At 56.9% G+C, this 21,385-nt stretch carries 17 protein-coding genes and 4 pseudogenes; 12 read left to right on the plus strand and 9 right to left on the minus strand.

The genetic code is table 11. The features are described 5' to 3' along the window. Positions 1 to 143 (plus strand): annotated as a pseudogene (locus IB277_RS38515) (protein sbm); the annotation flags it as partial. Between the two features lie 300 nt (positions 144 to 443). Here IB277_RS38515 and IB277_RS36220 read toward each other — a convergent pair. From IB277_RS36220 to IB277_RS36230, 3 genes are all read right to left on the minus strand, one after another. Continuing rightward, complete coding sequence (locus IB277_RS36220; protein ID WP_210339720.1) at positions 444 to 1,322, minus strand: arginase family protein; 879 nt, start codon at positions 1,320 to 1,322, stop codon at positions 444 to 446. A 108-nt stretch (positions 1,323 to 1,430) separates the two neighbouring features. Then, positions 1,431 to 2,972, minus strand: a complete 1,542-nt coding sequence (locus IB277_RS36225) for a class I adenylate-forming enzyme family protein (RefSeq protein WP_192373147.1) — start codon at positions 2,970 to 2,972, stop codon at positions 1,431 to 1,433. Positions 2,973 to 2,976: 4 nt separating this feature from the next. Further along, on the minus strand, positions 2,977 to 3,822 hold the full coding sequence (locus IB277_RS36230) for an enoyl-CoA hydratase/isomerase family protein (protein WP_246812905.1): 846 nt from the start codon (positions 3,820 to 3,822) through the stop codon (positions 2,977 to 2,979). Positions 3,823 to 4,198: 376 nt separating this feature from the next. Here IB277_RS36230 and IB277_RS36235 point away from each other — a divergent pair, with 376 nt between their 5' ends. Next, complete coding sequence (locus tag IB277_RS36235) at positions 4,199 to 5,470, plus strand: aspartate aminotransferase family protein (protein ID WP_210339721.1); 1,272 nt, start codon at positions 4,199 to 4,201, stop codon at positions 5,468 to 5,470. 227 nt (positions 5,471 to 5,697) lie between these two features. On the opposite strand, the gene IB277_RS36240 is transcribed toward IB277_RS36235, so the two are convergent. Both IB277_RS36240 and IB277_RS36245 read right to left on the minus strand, forming a co-directional pair. Then, positions 5,698 to 6,465, minus strand: a complete 768-nt coding sequence (locus IB277_RS36240) for an SDR family NAD(P)-dependent oxidoreductase (protein WP_246812906.1) — start codon at positions 6,463 to 6,465, stop codon at positions 5,698 to 5,700. A gap of 117 nt (positions 6,466 to 6,582) precedes the next feature. Continuing rightward, the gene (locus IB277_RS36245) at positions 6,583 to 7,410 is read right to left on the minus strand and encodes a creatininase family protein (RefSeq protein WP_192373151.1); all 828 of its coding nucleotides are present in this window, start codon (positions 7,408 to 7,410) and stop codon (positions 6,583 to 6,585) included. A gap of 213 nt (positions 7,411 to 7,623) precedes the next feature. Between IB277_RS36245 and IB277_RS36250 the strand changes: the two genes are divergently transcribed. Both IB277_RS36250 and IB277_RS36255 read left to right on the plus strand, forming a co-directional pair. Further along, complete coding sequence (locus IB277_RS36250; RefSeq protein ID WP_192373153.1) at positions 7,624 to 8,406, plus strand: IclR family transcriptional regulator; 783 nt, start codon at positions 7,624 to 7,626, stop codon at positions 8,404 to 8,406. An 80-nt stretch (positions 8,407 to 8,486) separates the two neighbouring features. Next, positions 8,487 to 9,410, plus strand: coding sequence for a LysR family transcriptional regulator (locus tag IB277_RS36255; RefSeq protein WP_192373155.1), 924 nt, complete (start codon positions 8,487 to 8,489; stop codon positions 9,408 to 9,410). A gap of 55 nt (positions 9,411 to 9,465) precedes the next feature. Here the strand turns inward: IB277_RS36255 and IB277_RS36260 are convergent, their stop codons facing one another. Then, the gene (locus tag IB277_RS36260; protein WP_192373157.1) at positions 9,466 to 10,572 is read right to left on the minus strand and encodes an extracellular solute-binding protein; all 1,107 of its coding nucleotides are present in this window, start codon (positions 10,570 to 10,572) and stop codon (positions 9,466 to 9,468) included. A 193-nt stretch (positions 10,573 to 10,765) separates the two neighbouring features. Then, positions 10,766 to 11,872 carry an extracellular solute-binding protein gene (locus tag IB277_RS36265; RefSeq protein ID WP_192373159.1) on the minus strand — a complete coding sequence of 369 codons (1,107 nt, stop codon included), beginning with the start codon at positions 11,870 to 11,872 and terminating at the stop codon, positions 10,766 to 10,768. Positions 11,873 to 12,249: 377 nt separating this feature from the next. On the opposite strand from IB277_RS36265, the gene IB277_RS36270 reads away from it, so the two are divergent. The 7 genes and pseudogenes from IB277_RS36270 (at position 12,250) to IB277_RS36300 (ending at position 18,786) form a co-directional block, all read left to right on the plus strand. After that, the gene (locus IB277_RS36270) at positions 12,250 to 13,392 is read left to right on the plus strand and encodes an ABC transporter ATP-binding protein (protein WP_192373161.1); all 1,143 of its coding nucleotides are present in this window, start codon (positions 12,250 to 12,252) and stop codon (positions 13,390 to 13,392) included. 64 nt (positions 13,393 to 13,456) lie between these two features. Beyond that, on the plus strand, positions 13,457 to 14,689 hold the full coding sequence (locus IB277_RS36275; protein ID WP_192373163.1) for an ABC transporter permease: 1,233 nt from the start codon (positions 13,457 to 13,459) through the stop codon (positions 14,687 to 14,689). Position 14,690: 1 nt separating this feature from the next. Further along, positions 14,691 to 15,530 carry an ABC transporter permease gene (locus tag IB277_RS36280; RefSeq protein ID WP_192373165.1) on the plus strand — a complete coding sequence of 280 codons (840 nt, stop codon included), beginning with the start codon at positions 14,691 to 14,693 and terminating at the stop codon, positions 15,528 to 15,530. A 231-nt stretch (positions 15,531 to 15,761) separates the two neighbouring features. Beyond that, positions 15,762 to 16,966, plus strand: a pseudogene (locus IB277_RS36285) (acyl-CoA dehydrogenase). A gap of 210 nt (positions 16,967 to 17,176) precedes the next feature. Then, positions 17,177 to 17,587, plus strand: a complete 411-nt coding sequence (locus IB277_RS36290; protein ID WP_192373167.1) for a SyrB-like regulator — start codon at positions 17,177 to 17,179, stop codon at positions 17,585 to 17,587. 138 nt (positions 17,588 to 17,725) lie between these two features. After that, a complete protein-coding gene (locus IB277_RS36295) occupies positions 17,726 to 18,211 on the plus strand; it encodes a hypothetical protein (protein ID WP_192373169.1) in 486 nt (161 codons plus the stop codon). A gap of 32 nt (positions 18,212 to 18,243) precedes the next feature. After that, positions 18,244 to 18,786: a hypothetical protein gene (locus IB277_RS36300; protein ID WP_192373171.1), complete on the plus strand. Its 543-nt coding sequence runs from the start codon at positions 18,244 to 18,246 to the stop codon at positions 18,784 to 18,786. Here IB277_RS36300 and IB277_RS36305 read toward each other — a convergent pair. Next, positions 18,715 to 19,011, minus strand: a pseudogene (locus IB277_RS36305) (DUF982 domain-containing protein); the annotation flags it as partial. The gene IB277_RS36300 and the pseudogene IB277_RS36305 overlap by 72 nt on opposite strands. Here IB277_RS36305 and IB277_RS39085 point away from each other — a divergent pair. Beyond that, positions 19,001 to 19,120 (plus strand): annotated as a pseudogene (locus tag IB277_RS39085) (DNA polymerase-like protein); the annotation flags it as partial. The pseudogenes IB277_RS36305 and IB277_RS39085 sit on opposite strands and share 11 nt — an antisense overlap. 157 nt (positions 19,121 to 19,277) lie before the next feature. Here IB277_RS39085 and IB277_RS36310 read toward each other — a convergent pair. Continuing rightward, complete coding sequence (locus IB277_RS36310) at positions 19,278 to 21,362, minus strand: CocE/NonD family hydrolase (protein WP_192373172.1); 2,085 nt, start codon at positions 21,360 to 21,362, stop codon at positions 19,278 to 19,280. Positions 21,363 to 21,385 lie beyond the last annotated feature (23 nt).

Consider the following 21,385-nt stretch of genomic DNA (forward strand, 5'->3'; position numbering starts at 1 on the left):
TCTGTGGGGGTGTCATCCCTCGCCAGGACTATGACTATCTCATGGAGAACGGCGTGTCGGCGGTCTTCGGCCCCGGCACCAACGTGCTCGATGCGGCACGCGCGGTGCTCGACCTGATCGAGGGCAAAAGAAGAAACGTGTGAGTGACAATGATCAGTTGGCCGGGCCATTACTTTTGCGGTCCCGGGTCGAGAGCAAGCATTTATGCAGTAGCGTGCCGTCCTTGCGAGGGATTTGGAGGCCGAGGACTTGGAGCATGGAGCCGACGTCGTGTTCGTGACGTTTCCCGAACACTGAAATCGGCCTGCTCCGACCGCTTGGTGACGCAGCCTTGTCTCCAAGGAGCGACTTTTCGGGTCGCCTCGCATGAAGCGACCCGAATGTCTGGGTGACTCGGTACCTGAATATCAGGCGGCCTGTAGATGGGTCCGATCGGTTGCTCGTCAGAACCTTCCGCGACTACGCAGGATTTCGGTGATGAACGCCGAGGCGAGGCGGACGGCTACTCCCGCGCAAACGCCGCTGGGATCCCGGTCCTGGACGTACTCCACAAAAGCGACACTGACGATGTTCGCCTTGTGAGCAACGCCACGGATGAGCTTCATTGCATGCCAGAACCCTAGCCCTCCCGGCGAAGGTACCCACACCGCCGGCATGATTGAGGGATCCAGGCCATCAAGGTCGAAATTGACATGTATGTTGGCACCCTGAGGGATGGCATCTATGACCGGCTGAACGCCTTTGTCATGGATATCCTCTCCGGTGAAGAATTTGACGCCCCAGGCCAGAGCGTCCCTGACCTCTATGTCGCCGCCGGAGCTGGGACCGCGCGTCCCTACCTGGATTATGTTCTTTACAAACGGGAGCTCTGATGCCCTGCGCATGCCACTTGAAAGGCCCCAGCGCTCGTCGTAGTTGCTATCGCGCCAGTCCATGTGGGCGTCGATCTGAAGAACTGTCACGTCCTCGTACGAACTCAATCCTTGCACCATGGGGATCGGGATAGAGTCCTCTCCGCCAAGCGCGAGCACCGCTACTCTACGTGCCGCCAGTTGTTCAACTGCCGCCTTTATGGTGGCCCTGTTGGTTTCAGATTGATAGAAGTCTAGCGGGAGATCTCCGATGTCAACCGCACGATTTGCCGGAAGTAGCCGGGAATCCAGATCCCAGTCGTGTCGATCATGATACCCTCCGAGCCGCATAGAAGCCTTCCGCAGAGCAGCTGGCCCGGCTAGGTTGGCCAGGCCGTATTGTTCATTGCGGAGATAGGGAGTCGCGCATGGAACGCCCATGACCGCGATGTCCGCATCGATTTCGCTCAAGTCTTTGCATGACGGTAGCCCAAGAAACGTGAGTGGCGGGGAGCTAGCGGAGGTATTCGAAGAATATATCGTCATAGCTGATCTCGGGTTGTTTGCTGGTGGGTGACATTAGGACAAGCTCAAGAGACGGGATCTGATTTCTTTCTTCAGAACTTTCCCGTTGGCATTCTTGGGCAGGTCGGTGACGAATGTGATAGCCTTAGGCTTCTTGTAGGAAGCAAGGCGGGTGCGGCAGAACTCGATTATTTCGCCTTCCGTCGCTTCCATGCCTGAGCGGAGCACGACCACCCCTCGGACAGCCTCGCCCCAAATCTTATCGGGAATCCCAATGACGCTGGCTTCGGCAATTGCGTCGTGCTGGAGCAGAACTTCCTCAACCTCGCGCGGGTAGATGTTCGACCCACCCGAGATGATCATGTCCTTGACGCGGTCGGTGATGAAAACAAAGCCTTCTTCATCACGAAAGCCTACATCGCCTGTGTGTAGCCATCCATCTCGCAAAACTTCGGCAGTGGCCTCCGGCTTGCGCCAGTACCCTGGGAAGACGATGTCGCCCCTCACGGTGATTTCGCCGGCAATATTGGCTCCCAACTCGCTCCCTTGACTATCCACTATGCGAACCCGGACCCCAAGACACTCGCGGCCGACCGAACCCAACCGCTTCAGCCCGAGGTCAGTCGTGGGATCATACTCGGAGCGGTGTATCCCACATATCCCACTAGGCGCTTCACTCTGGCCATAACCCTGCCCAAAGATCGGTCCGAAGACTTCGATGGCTTGCCGGAGAACTTCAGCATAGAGTGGGCCACCACCGAACTGCACGTTACGAAGGCTTTGGATGTTGTGCTGCTGTAAGTTGGGATATTGAAGCAACATCTGGATCATTGTCGGCGCCATGTAAGTGGATGTGGCCCTGTAACGTTCAATGGCATCCAAAACCTTCGGTGGATCAAATCTGCCCAACTCCGGAAAAATCTGCGCCGCACCGCGAGCCAGGTGGCACAATCCGGCGCTAGTGGACGCGTGCGCCAACGGGGCGAAGTGAATCATACGATCCTCTTCATCGATGTCCCTCAGCACGTTGAGGAGGCGCCCAGTCACCATGCTTAGCAAGTTTCGATGGGTCTCCATGCAGCCTTTCGGCTTACCGGTAGTCCCCGAGGTGTAGAAAAGCCAAGCCACATCGTCCGGATCGATCAATAAGTCCGGTCTCGTATCAGGTGCCGTGTCAAGTAAGTCGCCATACTGCATGAACTCTGGATGGGGTTCCATGCAGATCCAATGGGCTACGCACGAATGTCTCGTGCGAAGCGATTTCGCGACATCGGCGAACTCCGGAGAGAACACGAAAAACCGTGGCTCGGAGTCTTCCACCATGTAGCTTAGTTCATCAACATGCAACTTTGGACTAAGCGGTGTCGCGGTCATTCCGGCAGTCAACGCACCCAGATAGATCTCGAAATGCTCAAAGCGATTTACGCTGAGTATTGCGACACGGTCTCGCTGTTGCCCTCGGACCAATAAGGAATGCGCGATCTGATTTATCCGACGGGCGCCGTTGCCATATGAAATCTTAGTCGCTGGGGATATCCAGAGTGGCCTCTCCGGAAAATCCATTGCGGCGCGGTGGAAGAGATGAGCCAGATCCAACGCATCACTCCTTCGTCGACGGGAACGAAGGCGCACGCTTCTCCATGAAAGCAGTCAGCCCCTCGCGTGCATCCGGCTCCATGAAGTTGAGGGTCTCGTAGGCCACAGACAGGTCGAAAACCGGTGCCGCTTGTCGGGCCCAATGGTTCAGGCAACGCTTTGTCCACCGAAGCGCTCGCTGGGGCTTTCTTCCCAACTCATCGGCGAGACGCAAAGCGGCTTCAAGGACTTCCTCCTGCGGCTTGCACATCGAAACCAAACCGATGCGCTCGGCTTCTTCCCCCAAAAGTACGTCGCTTGTCAGGAGGTAGAGCTTTGCTTTGGGGAGCCCGCAATAAAGCGGCCACAACATCGTTGCGTGGTCGCCTGAGGCTACACCGATGTTCATATGTGCATCGCAGAGTTTTGCGGTGGTGGACGCTATGGAGATATCGGCGCTGAGGGCGACGGCGAGACCTGCGCCGGCTGCGGAGCCGTTGATCGCGGACACGATGGGCTTATCAAGGTGGATCATATTGTAAACGATCCGAAGCGCTTCCTCGCCGGTCTCTATGTGCCGATCGATCTTTCCCAGCTTCTTCGTCGCCTGTGAAAGATCACCTCCCACCGAGAACGCCCTGCCTGCCCCGGTAATTACAGACACGCGTACGTTGGGGTCCTTCCCGACTGTAATCCAGATCTCCGCCAATTCGTGGTGCAAGACGGCATTCGTCCCGTTCATGGGCGGGCGGTCTATGGTGATTAGAAGAACGCCATTTGGCTTATGCTCGAACCTAAGATGCTGATAGTCGGAATACTGCATGTCGGAGATCTCCTTCGGGCGGCTGTCCGGGTGCGATTTGGCATCCATGCTGTTGTTATCCGCCATCGCTATCGGTCGATACATCGGAAAGCCCTGAAACAAGCATCAGGAATAAGAGCTGAGGGCGTCCGTTTGCCTAAGCCATAAAATGCTCGGCGGCTTCTTTGTAAGTCGTGCAAAACTGCAAGACAGCGGTCACCGCGCGGAGCGAAAAGTGTGGCGTTTCTTCCAAAGACCTCGATGTCTCTTTTCCGAAACATGCTTCCTAAATGGCCGATGGTTCGAAAATCTACCTACCGTAACATTCAGTAGGTATATCCGGTGTTGATACTTAACCGACCAGAGCGGATACGACATGATTTCTATCAGCCGGACATTTTGAAACGCCACGCTCAGGTCCCATGGCACTTTGATTGAGGTCAGTATGGAAGAGTTACTTGCTACCGCGGACCGGGTGATGCCCGGCGGAACATTCGGATCCTTCGCCCTTGAGCGGGATGTAGATCTCGTGCTCAAGAAAGGTAAGGGCTCAAAAGTCTACGATAGTAACGGGAGAGAATACATCGACTGCGTAAATGGCTCCGGCCCGATGTTGCTGGGACATGCCCACCCTTCGGTGGTCGCGGCGCTTCGCGAGGCAGTCGAGTGGCCGTCTAACACCTATCTACTCAACGAGTATGGCATACAACTCGCTGAGAAACTCGTCGATGCCATCCCGTGCGCCGAGCAGATCAAATATGGTGTGACAGGTTCGGATGCGACGCTCTACGCGATGCGTCTCGCGCGTGCTTTCACGGGGCGGGACAAGATCCTGAAATTCGAAGGTGGTTTCCTCGGAGGTAACGAGTACGCGCTGATGAGCATGAGGCCGGGAAAGCCTCTACCTGATTTTCCGGCTCCAAAGCCTGACAGTGCCGGCATTCCCCGAGTTCTTGAGCAGCAAGTTCTTATCGCGCCATTCAATGACCTTTCAGCTGTTGAAGCGCTGGTAAAATCTCGTAGCCAGGAGATCGCCGCAATCGTTGTGGAAGCGCAGCAACGCTCCATAGATCCGCGGCCCGGATTCCTTGAAGGTCTGCGCGCCCTTTGTGATGCAAACGGCATATTGCTGATCTTCGACGAAGTGGTGACCGGGTTCCGGCTTGCTTGGGGTGGCGCCCAGGAGCGTTATGGCGTGGTGCCAGACCTCGCCGCGTACGGAAAGGTAATCGGTGGCGGTCTTCCGCTTTCAGCCGTTGCCGGACCTAAGGAGATCATGCAACTGGCTGACCCCCGTCGTGCCGCAGATCCACGCTATTGCTTTATCGGGGGTACGACCTGCGGCAATGGGCTCGCTGCCGTCGCGGGAATGGCATCCCTGAGTGTCCTTCAGGAACAGGGGGTTTACCAACGTTTCGAAGACGTCGGGAAACGCTTCCGCGACGGTGCGAAAGAGATATTCTCCAGATATGGTTTGCCGGGCCAGGCAATTGGAGCAGGTCCAATTGCGCAAATTGTTCTGACCGATAATCCAGTGGTTGACTACCGAAGCAGCATGTCGGGAAACCTGGCCTTACAGAAGAAGCTCGCAAGCGAAATCGTGCGTCGCGGCGTTCTGAATCACGGAAAGTTCTATTTTTCGTTGGCAATCACGGATGATGACATGGGTAGAATTCTTTCTACCCTGGAGGATTCTGTCAAAGCCGTGATGACTTGACACATTTGGCAAAGATCAACAGCTCACGCCGGGCGCTCGCAGCGACACGAACAAAAAAGCCACATGCGCGGAAGCGCCAATCCTGTCGTGTTCTCGCCGGGAACCTCACCGGCGAAATCCAGGTGGCCAGACCACCTGGATTTTTCACGAATTACCTGACATGCGGGCAGACCGTTTCCCACTCGAGCGAATGAAGCAGGCGCGAGCGACGTTCTGCCCCGGCATCGTCACCAGGAGCGAATACCACCGTCAACCGCGATGTCTTCGCCAGTAATGTACGAGGCATCCTCGCTTGCCAAGAAGGCCACTGTGGCGGCAACCTCTTCAGGTTTTCCGATTCGGTTCATCATCGCGCGTCCCAGCTGAATCCGGCACCATTCATCATAGCCGGGCTCACCGGGCTTGAAACGACTCTGGTTGGTCTGGATCGACCCGGGTGATACTGAGTTTGCACGGATCCCGTGGTGACGTCCCTCCATCGCCAGCTGCTTCGTCATCGACAGCACACCGCCCTTAGCGGCAGTGTGGGCGAGACCAGGCAGAAGCTGCAATCCTTGCCAAGCCGAGATGGAGGCGACATTGACGATTGCCCCCTTTGTCTTCACCAATTCCGGCCAACAAGCTCGAGTTAACAGGAAGACTAAGTTCAACTCCTCATTTATCGTGTTATGCCACGCGTCGTCATCCATGTCTTCGATCCAGGCAAAGTATGCCATGGCGCCATTGTTGAGGAGAACGTCGACCTTTCCAAACTCTTTGACAGCGGCGGCGACAAGTCGATCGCATTCGCTTCGTTTTGTGAGGTCGCAAGGATGGATCGATGTCATCGTTCCTCCTGCCGCAGTGACGTGACGAACCGTTTCCTCCGCAGCATCGCTGGCAATGTCGCAGCCGACAACCAGTGCGCCCTCCGCCGCAAAACGCAAGGCGCTTGCCCTGCCTATGCTCCCGCCTGATCCGGTCACGATGGCGACCTTACCGTTTAAGCCTCTCATGCGAATGTTCTCCCGTGGCATTCTGCCGGTTGTCGACGGTTCCGAGTTACACACCTGGAACGCGTGGGAACGTTTGCCGCCATGGCGGCGCGAGCCTTGCTCTCAAGAAGGGTTGCTTTACACCCGGGAAGCCAACCGGGGCGGCCCTTTCCAAATGGATTCCTCAAATTCGACGACGTCGGCAATCCAGGTGCCGATCATATCGATGAGGCGAACGCCCGCCTCCGCGGAAGACTCTTCGGGGCTGCCAATGATGCCAGCGAAATCCGATGAGAATGAATCTGGAGGCGTTTTGTATCGACCTACGGCTCCGCCAACATAGGGAGGGTCTGCTCCCTCGTATGTCTCCCCATACCGCTTTGGGTAGAAGGCTTTTCCCGCCCTGAGATCGACAGAATCTGGCAAGAGCACCATCATTCTCGATGTCTCGCCGGCACCGCCGTGTCCCTGGGGTGAGGAGAAAGCAGAAGAGCCCTTGTTCAAACGTCCGCTGACAACGAGCCAGTTGATAGTGGTGACAACAGCGTCTGTCTCTTCACTTAGCTCCTTGGCCGCGAGCTGCGCAGGCGCATCGTTCTCGGCGTGCCCGATCAACAGATATAGCCTTCGAAATCCGTGACGGATCAGCTCGTTGGCAACCTCCTTGACCAGAGATTGAAAGAGACCGCTGGAGATGCTGACGGTGCCGACACGGTCGCGTGGGGCCTCGCTGGGGAACTGTCGCAATCCGAATGTTATCGATGGTCCGAGAAGCAACCGGATACCCCTTGCATCGAGAACTTCTTTCGCTTTCCGCGCGAGGCCTTCCGCCTGAATGGTGTCAGTTCCCACCGGCAAATGATCGCCGTGCTGTTCGATCGCGCCCAGACAAATAATCACCGGAACATCGTCTTGCAGAGCGGCTGAGAGTTCCGGGCTGCGCAGCCTTAAATAGTCGTCAGACATGTGTTTCCCTCCCTTAAAAGTAAGACGCGGCGCGTGACGGCACCACAACGATAATTTTCCCTTGACCTATCCTTCCGAGGCAGATATTTATTCTCAATAAATGAGAATTATCCCGTTTAACGATAATTCGCTTTTACCAGCTGGCTTTCGCAATGACAAGACTGTTTCACTGGGAAGGCGAGGGGCGTTGTGGCAGGCGGAGCAAGTAAGTCGATGTCGAATACAAGTAAGCCTCCGGAACCTTTGAGCCGGGCGGCCACCATTCTCGAAGCTGTTGCGAGCGTCGAACCCAATGGTCTCGAAGTTGCAAAAATCGCGCAAAATGCTGGGCTCCCGTTAGCAACGGCACATCGACTCGTTCAGAGCCTCGTTGCTGTCGGATACCTGGAAGGGGGACGACGCGGTGGCTATCGGCTGGGAGCGCGTCTCTACGGGTTGCTTGAGCGTGGGGTCACCAGGGACGAGCTTAGCTCAATATGTCGCCCGCTGCTGCAGAGAGCTGCCAACGAACTGAACCTGGTTGTCTTTCTGTCACGAACCAGCGGCCGTCGCATCGTCACGGCGGTGCAGGCGATTCCGGAGAAAATCTCAGGTTCTCTGGTGTTGTTGGGAAGCGACGCTCCCTTTCATGCCACCGCATCCGGGAAACTTTTCCTTGCCGGAATGGCCCCCGACAAGAGGGAGGATTTTTTCGGTACTTGCTATCTGGAACAGTATCGGCCCTCAACAATCACGGATCCGAACGAACTCCGTCGGGAGATTGATCGGGTCAGGGCGGCAGGCTACGCAACGTGCCGGGACGAGTTTGACGAGAACGTTTATTCACTCGCCTGTCCGGTCGAGCTGGCCGGAAATCCTTTGGCGTTTGTAGCGGGGGTAATCGGCTTCGAGCCGGATCTCTTGGCCGAAGATGGCGAACCCAGAATACTGGGTCACGTAAGAAAAATCGCGGCAGATCTATCGGCTATTGTGTCAGCCCTGTTCAAGAGCGGTTGACGGTTGCTGTTCGCTGCCTCCAACGCGGCTTCATACGGCGAAATGCAGTTGAAAATACCCGATCAGCCAGGAAGGACAAGATGTCGAAACTTGGGCAACTCCAAGACATAGATTTGAGGCTCCTGAGATGTTTCTGCACCATCGTCGAAGAGGGAAGCTTCACTGCGGCTCAGGTAGCGCTGAACTTATCCCAACCAAGCCTCAGTGAATACTTGAAAACATTGGAGCTTCGACTGGGAGTCAAGTTATGCCAACGCGGGCCGAAGGGGTTCAAACTGTTTGATGAAGGGCGGGTAGTCTATCTTGCCGCACGCGACCTCTTTGCCTCTATCGAGGGGTTCAAAGATAGTGTGAATACCCTTGGCGATGGCTATCGCGGTGAACTCGTAATGGCCGTGGAAGACAGTATTGTCGACAATCCAGAATGTCGATTGCCGCTGGCGATCAAGCGGTTTTCAGAGATTACGGAAGGGGTGAAAATACGCGTCGAGATTATGTTGGGCGCGCAAGTCATCGGCCGGGTGGCAGACGGACTCATACCGCTGGGTATTGGGCTCTATAACCCGTCGTTTAGTCAGCTCGAATACACTGCATTGTTCAGCGAGTGCCTTGAGCTTTATTGCAGCAGCGCGCATCGATTATTCGACGTTCCTGACGGCCAAATCACTGCCGCCCAGATCGCCAGCTACCCCTACTGCAGCAGGGGACATCTGGAAGCGACCCACCCTGATCGCGTTGATACCAGCCCGTTTGCAGGCGACATCGGTCTTGGCGCACATGCGCAACTGGCGCTGATATTGTCCGGGCGAAACCTTGGTTACTTGCCGGCACATACCGCAGAGAGCTACGTCAAATCGAAGCAATTGCGTAGCGTCAAACCGGATCTGGTCCGACGAATTCGAAGTGTCGCGGCGATGAGAACTCCGAGGTCGGCCCAGAACAAGCTGGTAAAAAACTTCCTGCGCACGCTCGTCGACGTGCATGCACCGCTCTCGGTGCGCTGAATCGTTAGAAACTGAGAGGTTGCCTCTCCCCGGATCGGGAAGAGGCAGCTTTGAACTACTGCTGGAGCCAGCTTGCGAACCGGCGTTCAATTTCCTCCCGGTGCATTGGCCAGAAGGTGCCGTCGTCGAACACCACAGCGCTGCTAGCCTTACCGATGAACGGATCGACGGCTGGTTGCGCCACTGCGTCGAACTTAATCTCCTTCAGCACGGAAACCCGCGTCGGGAGGCTTTTCGAGCGGAACGCGTCGGGTGCGCCCTTGAATTCGGCTTCAGATACGTAGAGGTTCTTCTGAATTTCTGGACGCGAGATGAATTCGAGATATTTTTTCACGAGCTCCCACTTGGCCGTACCTTTCGGCACCATGTAGACGTCCATTTGGGCTATCTGGCCGTCGAAAAGGATGCCGATCGGGAGTTCGCGCTGACCCTTGGCCACCAAGAGCCTCTGCGAGCTGGACATGCCCATGGCTACCTCTCCCGTAACAATGAGCTGCATTCCTTGGGACCAGCTATCCCACCAGACTATGTCATTCTTGATCGTGTCTAGCTTCTTGAATGCCCGGTCGACGCCCTCCCGAGTGGAGAGGACCGCATAGACATCCTTGGCAGGAACGCCGTCGGCTTCAAGCGCAAACTCAAGCACATAGGTGGCCGATTTGATAAAACCGCGCTTGCCGGGAATTTTCTTGGTATCGAAAACGTCCGCGATCGTCGCCGGCTTTACAGGGAGGTTTTCCTGGTAGCCGATGGCCGCGGTCCAAGCGGTGACTCCAACTCCACACTTAACAACGGCACCTGGTAGGTAGTCTTTGTCGGCAGGAGTTCCATCCGACCCCGGTGATAGCGTGATACTTGAAAGCTCCTCAAGGTATCCTTCATCGCAGCCCTGATTGGCCAGCGCGTTCTCACCATTTACAACATCCCAGGACACCGCTCCCGCTTCAACCTGGGCCTTAATCTGTGCAATGCCGCCCGAGTAGTCTACCGACACGACCTTGATGCCGGTCTCCTTCTCGAATGGCTTATAGAACGACGTTTCTTCCCGTAATTTTGTATCGCCACCAAACGACACTACGGTGATGGAATCCTGCGCAGAGGCGATCGCTGACGATGCCACGGTGGCGGCCAGAGCCAAAGACCTCAACAAGTTTCGATTCATTAGACTTCCCCTTTGTTGGGCAGGCATGCCGAGGGTGTCTCGGCATGCTTACCGACGTGATGATCGCGTTATTTCCTTCAGCTGCCCGCGAGCGCCAAAGCCATTCATAGATGCTTGGTTCGCCTCTTTGCCGATACGGATGGCACTACAATCACGTGCCGGGTCGCATTTCAGTGATAGGCTGCATGGCAATTCATTGCTGCAGCCAGCCCGCGAAGCGGCGTTCGAGCTCCTCCCTGTGCGCCGGCCAGAAGGTCCCGTCGTCAAAGACCACAGCGCTGGTAGCTTTGCCGATGAACGGGTCGACTGCAGGCTGCGCCACTTCATCGAACTTGATTTGCTTCAAGACCGAGATGCGCGCCGGAAACGCTTTCGAGCGGAACGCGTCGGGTGCGCCCTTGAATTCGGCTTCAGGGACATAGAGGTTCTTCTGGATCTGGGGGCGTGAGATGAACTCGAGATACTTCTTAACGAGGTCCATCTTCGCCGTGCCTTTTGGCACCATGTAAACTTCCATCAGCGCAATCTGGCCATCCCACAGTATTCCGATCGGCAACGCGCGTTGCCCCTTGGCCACCAGTAGTCGCTGAGAGCTGGACATGCCCATGGCGACCTCGCCCGTGACGATCAGCTGCATGCCCTGCGACCAGCTATCCCACCAGACGATGTCATTCTTGATGGTGTCCAGCTTCTTGAAAGCCCTGTCGACCCCCTCCGGGGTGGCAAGCACTGAGTAGATGTCCTTGGCGGGCACACCGTCGGCTTCAAGCGCAAACTCGAGGACATAAGCCGCGGACTTGACGAACCCACGCTTGCCAGGAATTTTCTTGGTATCGAACACGTCCGCCATGGTGGTCGGCTTTACAGGCAGGTTTTCCTGGTAGCCGATGGCTGTCGTCCAGGCGGTCATGCCAATTCCGCATTTCACCATGGCACCCGGCAGGTAGTCCTTGTTCGCTGGAGTGCCGTCCAGGCCAGGCGGCAATACGATACCCGAGAGATCCTCAAGGTAACCTTCGTCGCAGCCCTGATTGGCCAGCGCATTCTCGCCATCCACGACGTCCCAGGAAACCGCTCCAGCTTCAACTTGGGCCTTAATCTGTGCAATGCCGCCAGAATAATCTACCGAGACGACCTTGATGCCGGTCTCCTGCTCGAATGGTTTATAGAACGACGTTTCTTCCCGTAATTTTGTATCGCCACCAAACGACACCACGGTAATGGAATCCTGCGCAGAGGCAGTCGCCGACGATGCCACTGTGGCGGCCAAGGCCAAAGACCTCAACAAGTTTCGGTTCATTAGACTTCCCCTTTGTTGGGCAGGCCTGCCGAGTTCTCGGCATGCTTGCCGATATGATGATCGCGTGATGATTATTCCCTTCAACTACCCGCGAGCGCCAAAGCCATTCGTCGATGCTTGCATCACCATTTGCCGATACGCACAGCGGCGTGATCTGTTAGCCTTCCATCAAATTGAAGTTTGCGCGAATGGTCAGCAAGCGTCCGTAGTCGTTCGGCGGGAGGCGGTGCGAGATTGCTCCGCTTTCGGAGGTTGGGCCTCGTAAGGTTCAAGACGAAACCTGGGTCGCACCGAGATGCGCTCCAGTACGCCATCGCGTGCGCAACGCAGTATTCTGAAACGCGGTTGCTTGGGAGTCTGATTGTGTTGAGTGAAGCATGAGCCAGGAAAACGTCATGAGCAGAGAGAAATGGACAGGCCCCCTCGTACGTTACGAGGGGATATCCAAAACGTATGATGGACGGTTCTATGCCATCAAAGACTTCGCTTTGGACATTGCCGCCGGCGAATTCCTGACGATGCTTGGCCCTTCCGGCTCAGGAAAAACGACCCTGCTGACAATGTTGGCGGGATTCGAGATGCCATCCGGAGGGCAAATAAGTGTTCGCGGTCGATCGGTAAGCGAGCTTCCTGCTCACAAGCGCAACATTGGAATGGTCTTCCAGAACTACGCGCTCTTTCCGCATATGTCTGTGGCAGATAACATCGGCTATCCACTTCGCGTCAGGGGGTTGGGCAGGGCTGAAATTGCGAAGCGCGTCGCACGCGCGCTGGATATGGTCCAACTTTCTGGGTTTGGAGAAAGAAAGCCGGGCGCCATGTCCGGCGGCCAACAACAGCGCGTCGCACTGGCTCGAGCGATGGTGTTCAATCCTGACCTGGTACTGATGGATGAGCCGCTCGGAGCATTGGATAAGATGCTGCGGGAAGAAATGCAGTATGAGATCAAGAAGCTTCATACTGAGGTCGGTGTCACGATTGTGTATGTGACCCACGATCAATCCGAGGCGATGGTCATGAGCGATCGGGTGGCGATTCTGCGAGGTGGGAAGCTCCAACAATTGGCGCCGCCGAGGCAGCTATATGAGGCGCCATCGAATGCCTTTGTTGCGAACTTTATCGGCGAGAATAACCGCTTGCTTGGCCGCCTACGCAGGCTCGAGGGCAATCATTGCGCAGTGGAGATGCCGGGCTCCGGGGATGTGCACTGCGTCGCAGGGGATCTGAATGCTTCCTCAGATCAGGTCTATATCACGGTCAGGCCAGAGAGAACCCACGTTTCGAAACGTAGCGTGAGCGTGCAGGGAGAAAACTGTTTTCCGGCGCGCATCAAGGGGGTCACCTTCCTCGGTGAGGCTTTCCGAATCGAACTCGAACTCGAGGGAGGTGGTTCGCTAATTGCGAAGATGCAGAATACCGGTCAGTCGGAGCCGTTTTCGGTCGACGAGGTGGTCAACGTGAGTTGGGCGAGATCCGAAGCCTTTGCGTTCGGATACGACGAGACATTGTCAAAGGCTTGAGCAAGGACGAGCGCTTGCTTCTCGTCAAGCGCTTTTGCAGGCTGTCAATTTAGAGGCGTTTGAATTGTCAATCTCAATCCAGGTGGCTCAGCCACCGCTGTCAAAAATCTCGACTCCTGCCTTCGGCCGAGGCGGCAATCTGCTGTTGCTGGCTCCGTTTATCATGTTCCTTTGCTTGTTTTTCGTGTGGCCAATTGGGCTGATGCTGAGCCGCAGCTTCTATGACGCGGCGCCCGGCCAGATCATGGCAAAGACCAAGTCGGAGCTTTCCATTTGGTCTGTGACCACAGGGCTCCCCGATGATCATGTCTTTGAAGTGTTTGGCCACGAACTGGTTGATGTTCTTACCTCCAGGGATATCAACAAGGTAGCGTCGCGAATGGGTGATCGGATCCCCGGAGCCGCCACGCTGCTGAATAGAAGTGCGGTATCTCTCCGTGCAAGCCAAGCGCCAGCCAAACAAACACTTCTCTCAACAAGCGCATTGTGGGGTGATCCCTTTACCTGGGATACATTGAAAGCATCGCTGCGCGTGCTATCCGAGGACAAATACCTGGCTGCTGTTGACTTAGCGTATGCCAGCGACGGGACGATAAAGGTGCTCGGAGACGGCTCGCTGGTAAACGTCGGAATTTACTGGCGCACGATATGGATGAGTTGCGCGATATGCTTCGTGTGCCTGATCCTGGGATACCCGGCAGCATATTTCCTGACCCGCGTGAAACCAGTTTGGGCGGGAATATGCATGACACTCGTGCTGATTCCCTACTGGACGTCCGTTCTGGTGCGAACCACCGGTTGGATGGCGCTGCTACAGCGTGAGGGGTTGCTAAACAACATCCTCGTCTCATTGGGCGTCATTGACGATTCGGCCAGGTTCCAACTGATCTTCAACGCGACCGGCACGATGATCGTGATGGTTCATGTCTTGCTGCCGGTAATGATACTGCCGCTTTACAATTCGATGCTCAGCGTCCCGACAACTCAAGTGAAAGCTGCAGTTTCATTGGGTGCGCACCCGTTTCGCGCCTTCATAGATGTATTCGTTCCTCTAACCCGATCAGGCATCGCGGCGGGCATCACATTGGTCTTCATGCTGTCTGTTGGATACTACGTGACGCCAGCGCTTGTAGGCGGAACCAGTGGGACGTTTATTGGCAACGTCATCGCGTTTCACATGCAGCAGACCCTCGATTGGGGCCTTGCGGCCGCGATGTCTGCTCTGCTTTTTGCGCTCGTTGTAAGCATTTACATATTCCAGAGCAGGGCAATCAATCAGACGGGTAAGGCACTCTAATATGCAAGATCACGGCCCCACAACCACTGGTACCAAAGTTGCGTGGTATGCGTACAAAACGTTCTGCATACTGATCTTTGCATTTCTGATAATGCCAATATTGGCAGTGGTGCCGCTGTCATTCAGCGCCTTGCCCTTTTTTGCTTATACGCCGGAAATGCTCAGGCTTGAGCCGTCAGCTTTTTCCACTCAGTGGTACAAGCAGGTCCTGTTTGGGACGGAGTGGCGAGCCGCTTTCTTTAACACCATGGAGATTGGGTTGTGGTCCACAGTCATGGCAACCGCAATCGGTACGCTCGCCGCCCTAGGGCTTGAGAAGAGTACTTTCCGCGGGCGTGAGGTTCTCTCCGCCATTTTCTTGCTCCCCATATTCGCGCCGACGATTGTCCTGGCGACTGGCTTATATTTTCTCTACGCGGAACTTGGCCTGCTCAACACGAAGTTGGGGATCATTCTCGCTCACGCAACGATCTCCGCTCCCTTCGTGATGCTTTCCGTGCGTGCTTCGTTGTCGATGATCGACAGCAGGTTAATGCGGGCTGCTGCCAATCTGGGGGCCGGACCCGTGTTCGCATTCAGGAGCGTGACACTTCCTCTTGCGATGCCAGGAATCATCGGCGGTGCAATTCTGGCTTTCGCGACTTCATTCGATGAGCTTGTAATCGTGCTTTTTGTGGGAGGGGTTGAAACTACGACGATACCTCGACAAATGTGGACCGGTGTTCGCGAAGACCTAAGCCCACGTGTTCTTGCCGTTTCTTCCTTGATGGCAGCCCTGGCTATCGGAACACTGATCCTGACCCAGCTGTTGCGTCGGTCAGCACGCCTCCCCGGGAAGTGATATTCGATGCGTATGCCGTTGGTGGGTTGCGCAAATTCTCATCCGCAGCCACCTCCAATGCAGGCTTCTCGGCCGATCGGTCGAAGGGCAGCCGAAGTCAAAATGCCCATTGCAAGCCCTCACGCAAGGCTGCGGGAGTAGGGCCTATTCGCCCGATTGGAGGTGGTGGGTCAAAAGCTCGTATCGTCCTCACGCCAAAATCAGTTGAAGCAAACATGATCGGGAATTGCCATGAACGTGATCACCTCAACCGCCACACCCTTTGTCTGGGACGATCCCTTCCTGCTCGAGGATCAGCTCTCGGCAGACGAACGTGCCATCCGAGACGGCGCTGCGGCCTTTGCCGCGGACAAGCTCGCCCCCCATGTGGAGGAAGCCTATCTCAATGAGACAACTGATCCGGCGATTTTCAGGAAAATGGGTGATGCCGGCTTGCTCGGTGTGACGATCCCAGAGGAATATGGCGGGCTCGGCGCAAGCTATGTTACCTATGGCCTCGTCGCCCGTGAAGTCGAGCGCGTGGACTCAGGCTATCGCTCTATGATGAGCGTGCAATCCTCGCTCGTCATGTATCCGATCTACGCTTACGGTTCCGAAGAACAGCGCAGCAAGTATCTGCCCAGGCTCGCGTCGGGCGAATGGATCGGCTGCTTCGGCTTGACCGAAGCCGATGCCGGTTCCGACCCCGGCGGCATGAAGACCCGAGCCGAGAAGACCGCCGGCGGCTATCGCCTCAACGGATCTAAGATGTGGATTTCCAACGCGCCAATCGCCGACGTCTTCGTCGTCTGGGCGAAGCTGAAGGGCGAAGACGGCAAGGACGTCATCCGCGGTTTCGTACTCGAGAAGGGCATGAGGGGTTTGTCCGCTCCGAAGATCGGCGGCAAGCTCTCCCTGCGCGCTTCGGTCACCGGCGAGGTAGTGATGGTCAACGTGGAGGTCGGCGAGGACGCACTTCTGCCGAACGTGAAGGGGTTGTCGGGCCCGTTCGGTTGCCTCAACCGTGCCCGCTACGGCATTTCCTGGGGGCGATGGGTGCGGCCGAGGACTGCTGGCACCGCGCACGGCAATACGGACTCGACCGCAAGCAATTTGGCAAGCCGCTGGCGGCGACACAGCTTTACCAGAAAAAGCTCGCCGACATGCTCACCGAGATTTCACTCGGACTTCAGGGCAGCCTGCGTGTCGGCCGTCTGATGGACGAGGGTAAGATGGCTCCCGAGATGATCTCCATCGTCAAGCGAAACAATTGCGGTAAGGCGCTCGACATCGCCCGTCAGGCCCGCGACATGCACGGCGGTAACGGCATCCAGATTGGCTACCACGTCATGCGTCACGCGCAGAACTTGGAGACCGTGAACACCTATGAGGGCGCTCATGACGTGCATGCGCTCATCCTCGGCCGCGCCCAAACAGGCATCCAAGCCTTCTTCTGACAGCTACCGATTTTAGGCTTTGGTGGAAAACCTAACCGAAGTGCATCGTGGCGCTCGACAAACTCCATGGGATCGCTATCACCGATGGCACTCACGACAACAGCTCTCGTCCGATCAACTTGCGCCGCCTCGTTCAATCCCGGCAGCTGCGGTTGTTGACTCTGTTCTGGCTCATCGGAAAAAGATGCACCTTTGGAGAGGAAATAACTCATGACAGACGAGAGCAACACCGAGATTGCAGAGAACGCACCGCCGGCGGACCTAGCCCCACCAAAGAAACGTCGGGGTCCGCGACCGAAGAATGTCGTTGCGGACACAGTTGTCGACACACCAGAAGCAGAATCTGCTCAGCCACTGAAAGGGCGCAGAAAACGCTTGGATAAGTCGGCGGAGGGGAATGCTTCGGCAAAGGCGTCGGTCGCTGCCAAGGCAAAGAATGTTGCCAAGGGCACCAGAAAAACACGCGCGGCAAAACAGACGCCAGCCGCATCGGCTCCAGCGCTTGATGGCATAGCTGAGCTTCTTCAGCTTGAGGAAGAGAATGCACGGCTGCGCAAGACACTGGCTGAAAAACTGCAGGCCGAGAATGCCGAGCTGCGCAAGCGATTGGGACTGATCTGATCTTTGGGGGAACGGCTGATCGGAAACGATCAGCCTCGCCATCGCTTCCTCGCTGGAGTTCGTGGAGAGCTGCATGAAGGTTGCTGGTGCCATTCCTCGAGACTGCGGCGCGCTATGAAATCACCTTGGAAATATCTGGTGCAACTGGTGTCTCCTGAGCGAGCGGCCAAGGAGCAGGAAAGCCTGCGCGAAATCGAGGTAGAGGAAGGAGTTGGAGAAGCTGCTGATCCAACAGAACAGGTCTCAAGTGAGGTCGCTGACAACCACGATCTAGCAACCTCCTACGCCACGGTCACCGGGGCTGCTGAGACGCCTACTACCACAGTCGTTCAGCCCGGTGCCGACGATCGGGTTTTGTTGCCTGGCCACAAGCCGCGGCCCCAACCTCTGCCAAAAGGAAGCAAAAAGCGCAGCAGGAAAACGGGCACTGGCGCTGTTGCAGCGTCCGACGTCGTCGAGTATGGAGATGCGGGCTCCGTAGTTCCCAGGCCACCGATTGCCTTCGACGAAGAAATGAGAGCGCTTGACGTGGAAGTCGGGCAACTTCGACGACGTTTGGCAGAAAAGTTGTTGCTACAGAACACGCAGCTCAAGAAGATGCTTAAGCGCTACGACGCTTCATAGCGTGACGTCTCGCAAGTAAATACTGGATCCATATGAGGCCACAGCAGCGAAAGTTTGTCGTCGAAGTCAAGTCGTCCCGGCGTCGGACGACGACCAGACCCTCCTCGATATGGGGCGACACGGATCTTAGAGCCCTGGCCCGCGAGGCGAAGGCCGACGCGCCGCATCTGTTCGACCCGACAGCACAAGAAGTTGCGCCCGTTTCGGGGCCAAGTGTGGAAATTGGTCCAAGTGATGACAACGGGCCTGACGTTGACCAGATCGCCATTTCCGCGAGCACGGGAGAAGGCAACATTCTTGACGAGGTTGCCTTCGGTTCTGCCGTTGTCCCAGCGTCAGAAGCAGACCACCCAACGACGGTCGTATCAAAGAAGTCGAAGCGCAAGGGCCCACCGCGCAGAGGTCGTGACGTTGTTTCCCGGTCGATTGTGGCCGGTTCTGCTCCCGAAATAATTCCTGACGAGCTTGCAGCCCTAGAAGAGGAAAACCGCCGGCTCAAAGGCCTACTGGCGGATCGGCTGCGGCAAGAGAACATCCAGTTGCGAGCGATGCTCAAGCGGTTCGGTGCCAACTAGGCTGCACGCGATGTCCCGGCTTCGACGGGGCATCGCAGCAACTGTTGACGTTGCCATGCCTGCCTCAAGGCACACGCCGATGAAGGCCTCTCGTGCGACCGCCGATGACACCGAACGGTTCAGCGCGTCCCGGCACGTCACGATGCCTCGTTCATATCCTGCTCCGTGCCGTACCGGCCATTCATGTTCTAGGAAATCCAGCGCGCCGTAAACGGGCAGCGAGGTGGTCGAAGACTATGGCCATGTCGGTCTGACGCTACGCAGCCACCCTCTCTCGCTTCTGCACCCCGATCTTTCGAGACGCCGCATCGTCTGCAGGCGGGCGACGCAGATCGTGTCGTGCTCGGCGCGGGCATGCTCGGCCGACGCCTGACCTCGACCCGTCGAATAGAGAACGTGAGGGTGAGAGACCGGGTTGGGGCTGCTGGAGCCGCTTGTCCGGGTTGGTCGGGGCCGGGACGCGTATAGCCCGGCCCGAACCTTAAGATGCTTCAACAGAACTGTCGGGCGATCTTGTCGGAGAACGTCTTCTCGAAGACCTGTTTCGTCCCATCGAACGCCTGGGTGATTTCCGAGATTTGGAAATCGCTTGCGCTGAGTTGGAGGTCCACCTGGCCTGTCACGCGGGTCTGCCAGTCCCCCCTTGAGAGGCTGGTGGAATAGCGCACGGAATACGAGCTCCGCGAAATATCGGCTTCGTCTATCTGCATGATCTGCTCACTCTCGAACCCGGCGGTCGTGCCGACCCCGTCAATCACGAACGAAGCCGATGTCCGCTTCGTGATCGTGATTTTCCCGCCTCGGTCGACCTTCTCGATGACCGCGGAGGGTTCAGTCTGGGGAGCGTCTTCGGCTTTAACCGGATCCGGGACAGGGCTTCCCGCGATCTCCTTGACGGGCAGCAAAATCCTCGAAGACTCGCCTGCTCGGACGACCAATTGGGCGGGTCTGGGCGAAGGCAACACCATCGGCCAGAGCGTATTCGACAGTGCCACCCGGATGCGCGATCCCGCATCAATGCGTCGGCTTGCAAACTTGAGGTCGACCGCGATGTCGTAATAGGTTCCCGCTTCAGCCAGCAGCGGCTTCTCCGATCCGGCCCTGTGTGTCAGGTTCAGGCCTCCGAACGTGATCGGCCAGGACGAACCGTCCGGTTTCAGTTCGGTTATCCGCACAGCAAGAGCTGCAATTGGCTGGTCGGATTTCACCCTGACTTCCAGGCGCGGCCGGCCGATGATCGTCACTGGCGCGTCGAGCACGTCACCGTCGAACACGAGGCTATAGCGGTCGTCGTCGGACTGTTCGCGCGGAAGATCTTCAGGCGCACCCGCGGATATCGCTTCTCGCCAGCCAAGCCCAACGATGTGATCGTTGGGGATCGTCTGGTCGATATCAGCCCCTGGCATGTCCGAAAGCCGCCCATCCCCGAGATGAAGGCGAAGTGGCGGGACGTCGCGTTCTGGCCAAACCGGCTGGGTTATCCAGCTGCCAGGCACATCAGCCGGAGCCACCTGCACCGGGGCAGCATCCTCGACATAGACCTGCAGCATGGGCTCGGACATGATCCCCGTTTCCTCGCGGGCAAGCCATTGCGACCACCAGCGCAGCTCTTCGGCCAACCAGTCTTCGTGCGCGGGCCCGGGGACACCCTTCCCGGGATAGAAGTGGCCCCATGTTCCGATCATTCCCTTGCGGGGAACGTCGAGCAAGGCGAGGATGTCGAGTACCTCGTTTGTGAAGCCGTCCTGCAATCCGCTGACGGCGTAGACAGGGCAACGGATGTTTGAGAATTCAAGGGCGCCTGATTCGCGCGCCCAATATTCGTCTGCCCGTTGATGAGAAAGCCATTGTGCGGCGACCGGTGCAGCCCCCGAGAGGCGCGTCTCCCACATCTCGCTCCATTTGTCACCGACGATGTTCGGATCCGGTGGGAGCGCGATGACCGTCTTTAGCATTGCTGCCCAAAACAGCGTCGACATCGTCGGCGACCCGCCCACCCAATGGAGATCCTTGCGGAACCGGTCGCCGGACGCGCAACTCGGCAGTATCGCCTTCAAAGCGGGCGGATTTTTCGCAGCGGTCGTCAAACAAGCGTTCCCACCCCAGGAGTGACCACGCATACCGACCGATCCGTTGCACCAAGGCTGGCGGGAAAGCCAGTCGATCGCTTCCAAGATGTCAGTCCGCTCGACGGTCTCGAACTCGTCATACTTCACACCATCTGAATCGCCAGAACCGCGCATATCGATGCGCACGAATGCGAAACCGTGACTTGCGAGATTCGCTCCCCATTCGTCATCGTCGCCTCGCGTCAAATCGCGCGTCCGATAGGGGATGTATTCCAAGACCACTCCGACCGGAGCCGCGTCCGCGCCATCGGGGATCCAGAAGCGCGCAGACAGGTTCACCTTCCCTGAAAGCGGTATCCAGCCCTTTTCTATTCGTTGGAAACCTCGCTTGGGAGGGAGCGACCACCTTGCCTGGGCCGCTGCTCCTTTTAATGAGCCAAATGTTGCAATGCCGGCTGCAGCCAAACCGCCAAGAACAACTCTCCGTGTGAACAAACTTTCTTGCATCGTTCGCTCCCTGGCAAACCCGC

The organism is Ensifer sp. ENS07 (genome assembly GCF_014852185.1).
GTDB lineage: Bacteria > Pseudomonadota > Alphaproteobacteria > Rhizobiales > Rhizobiaceae > Ensifer > Ensifer adhaerens.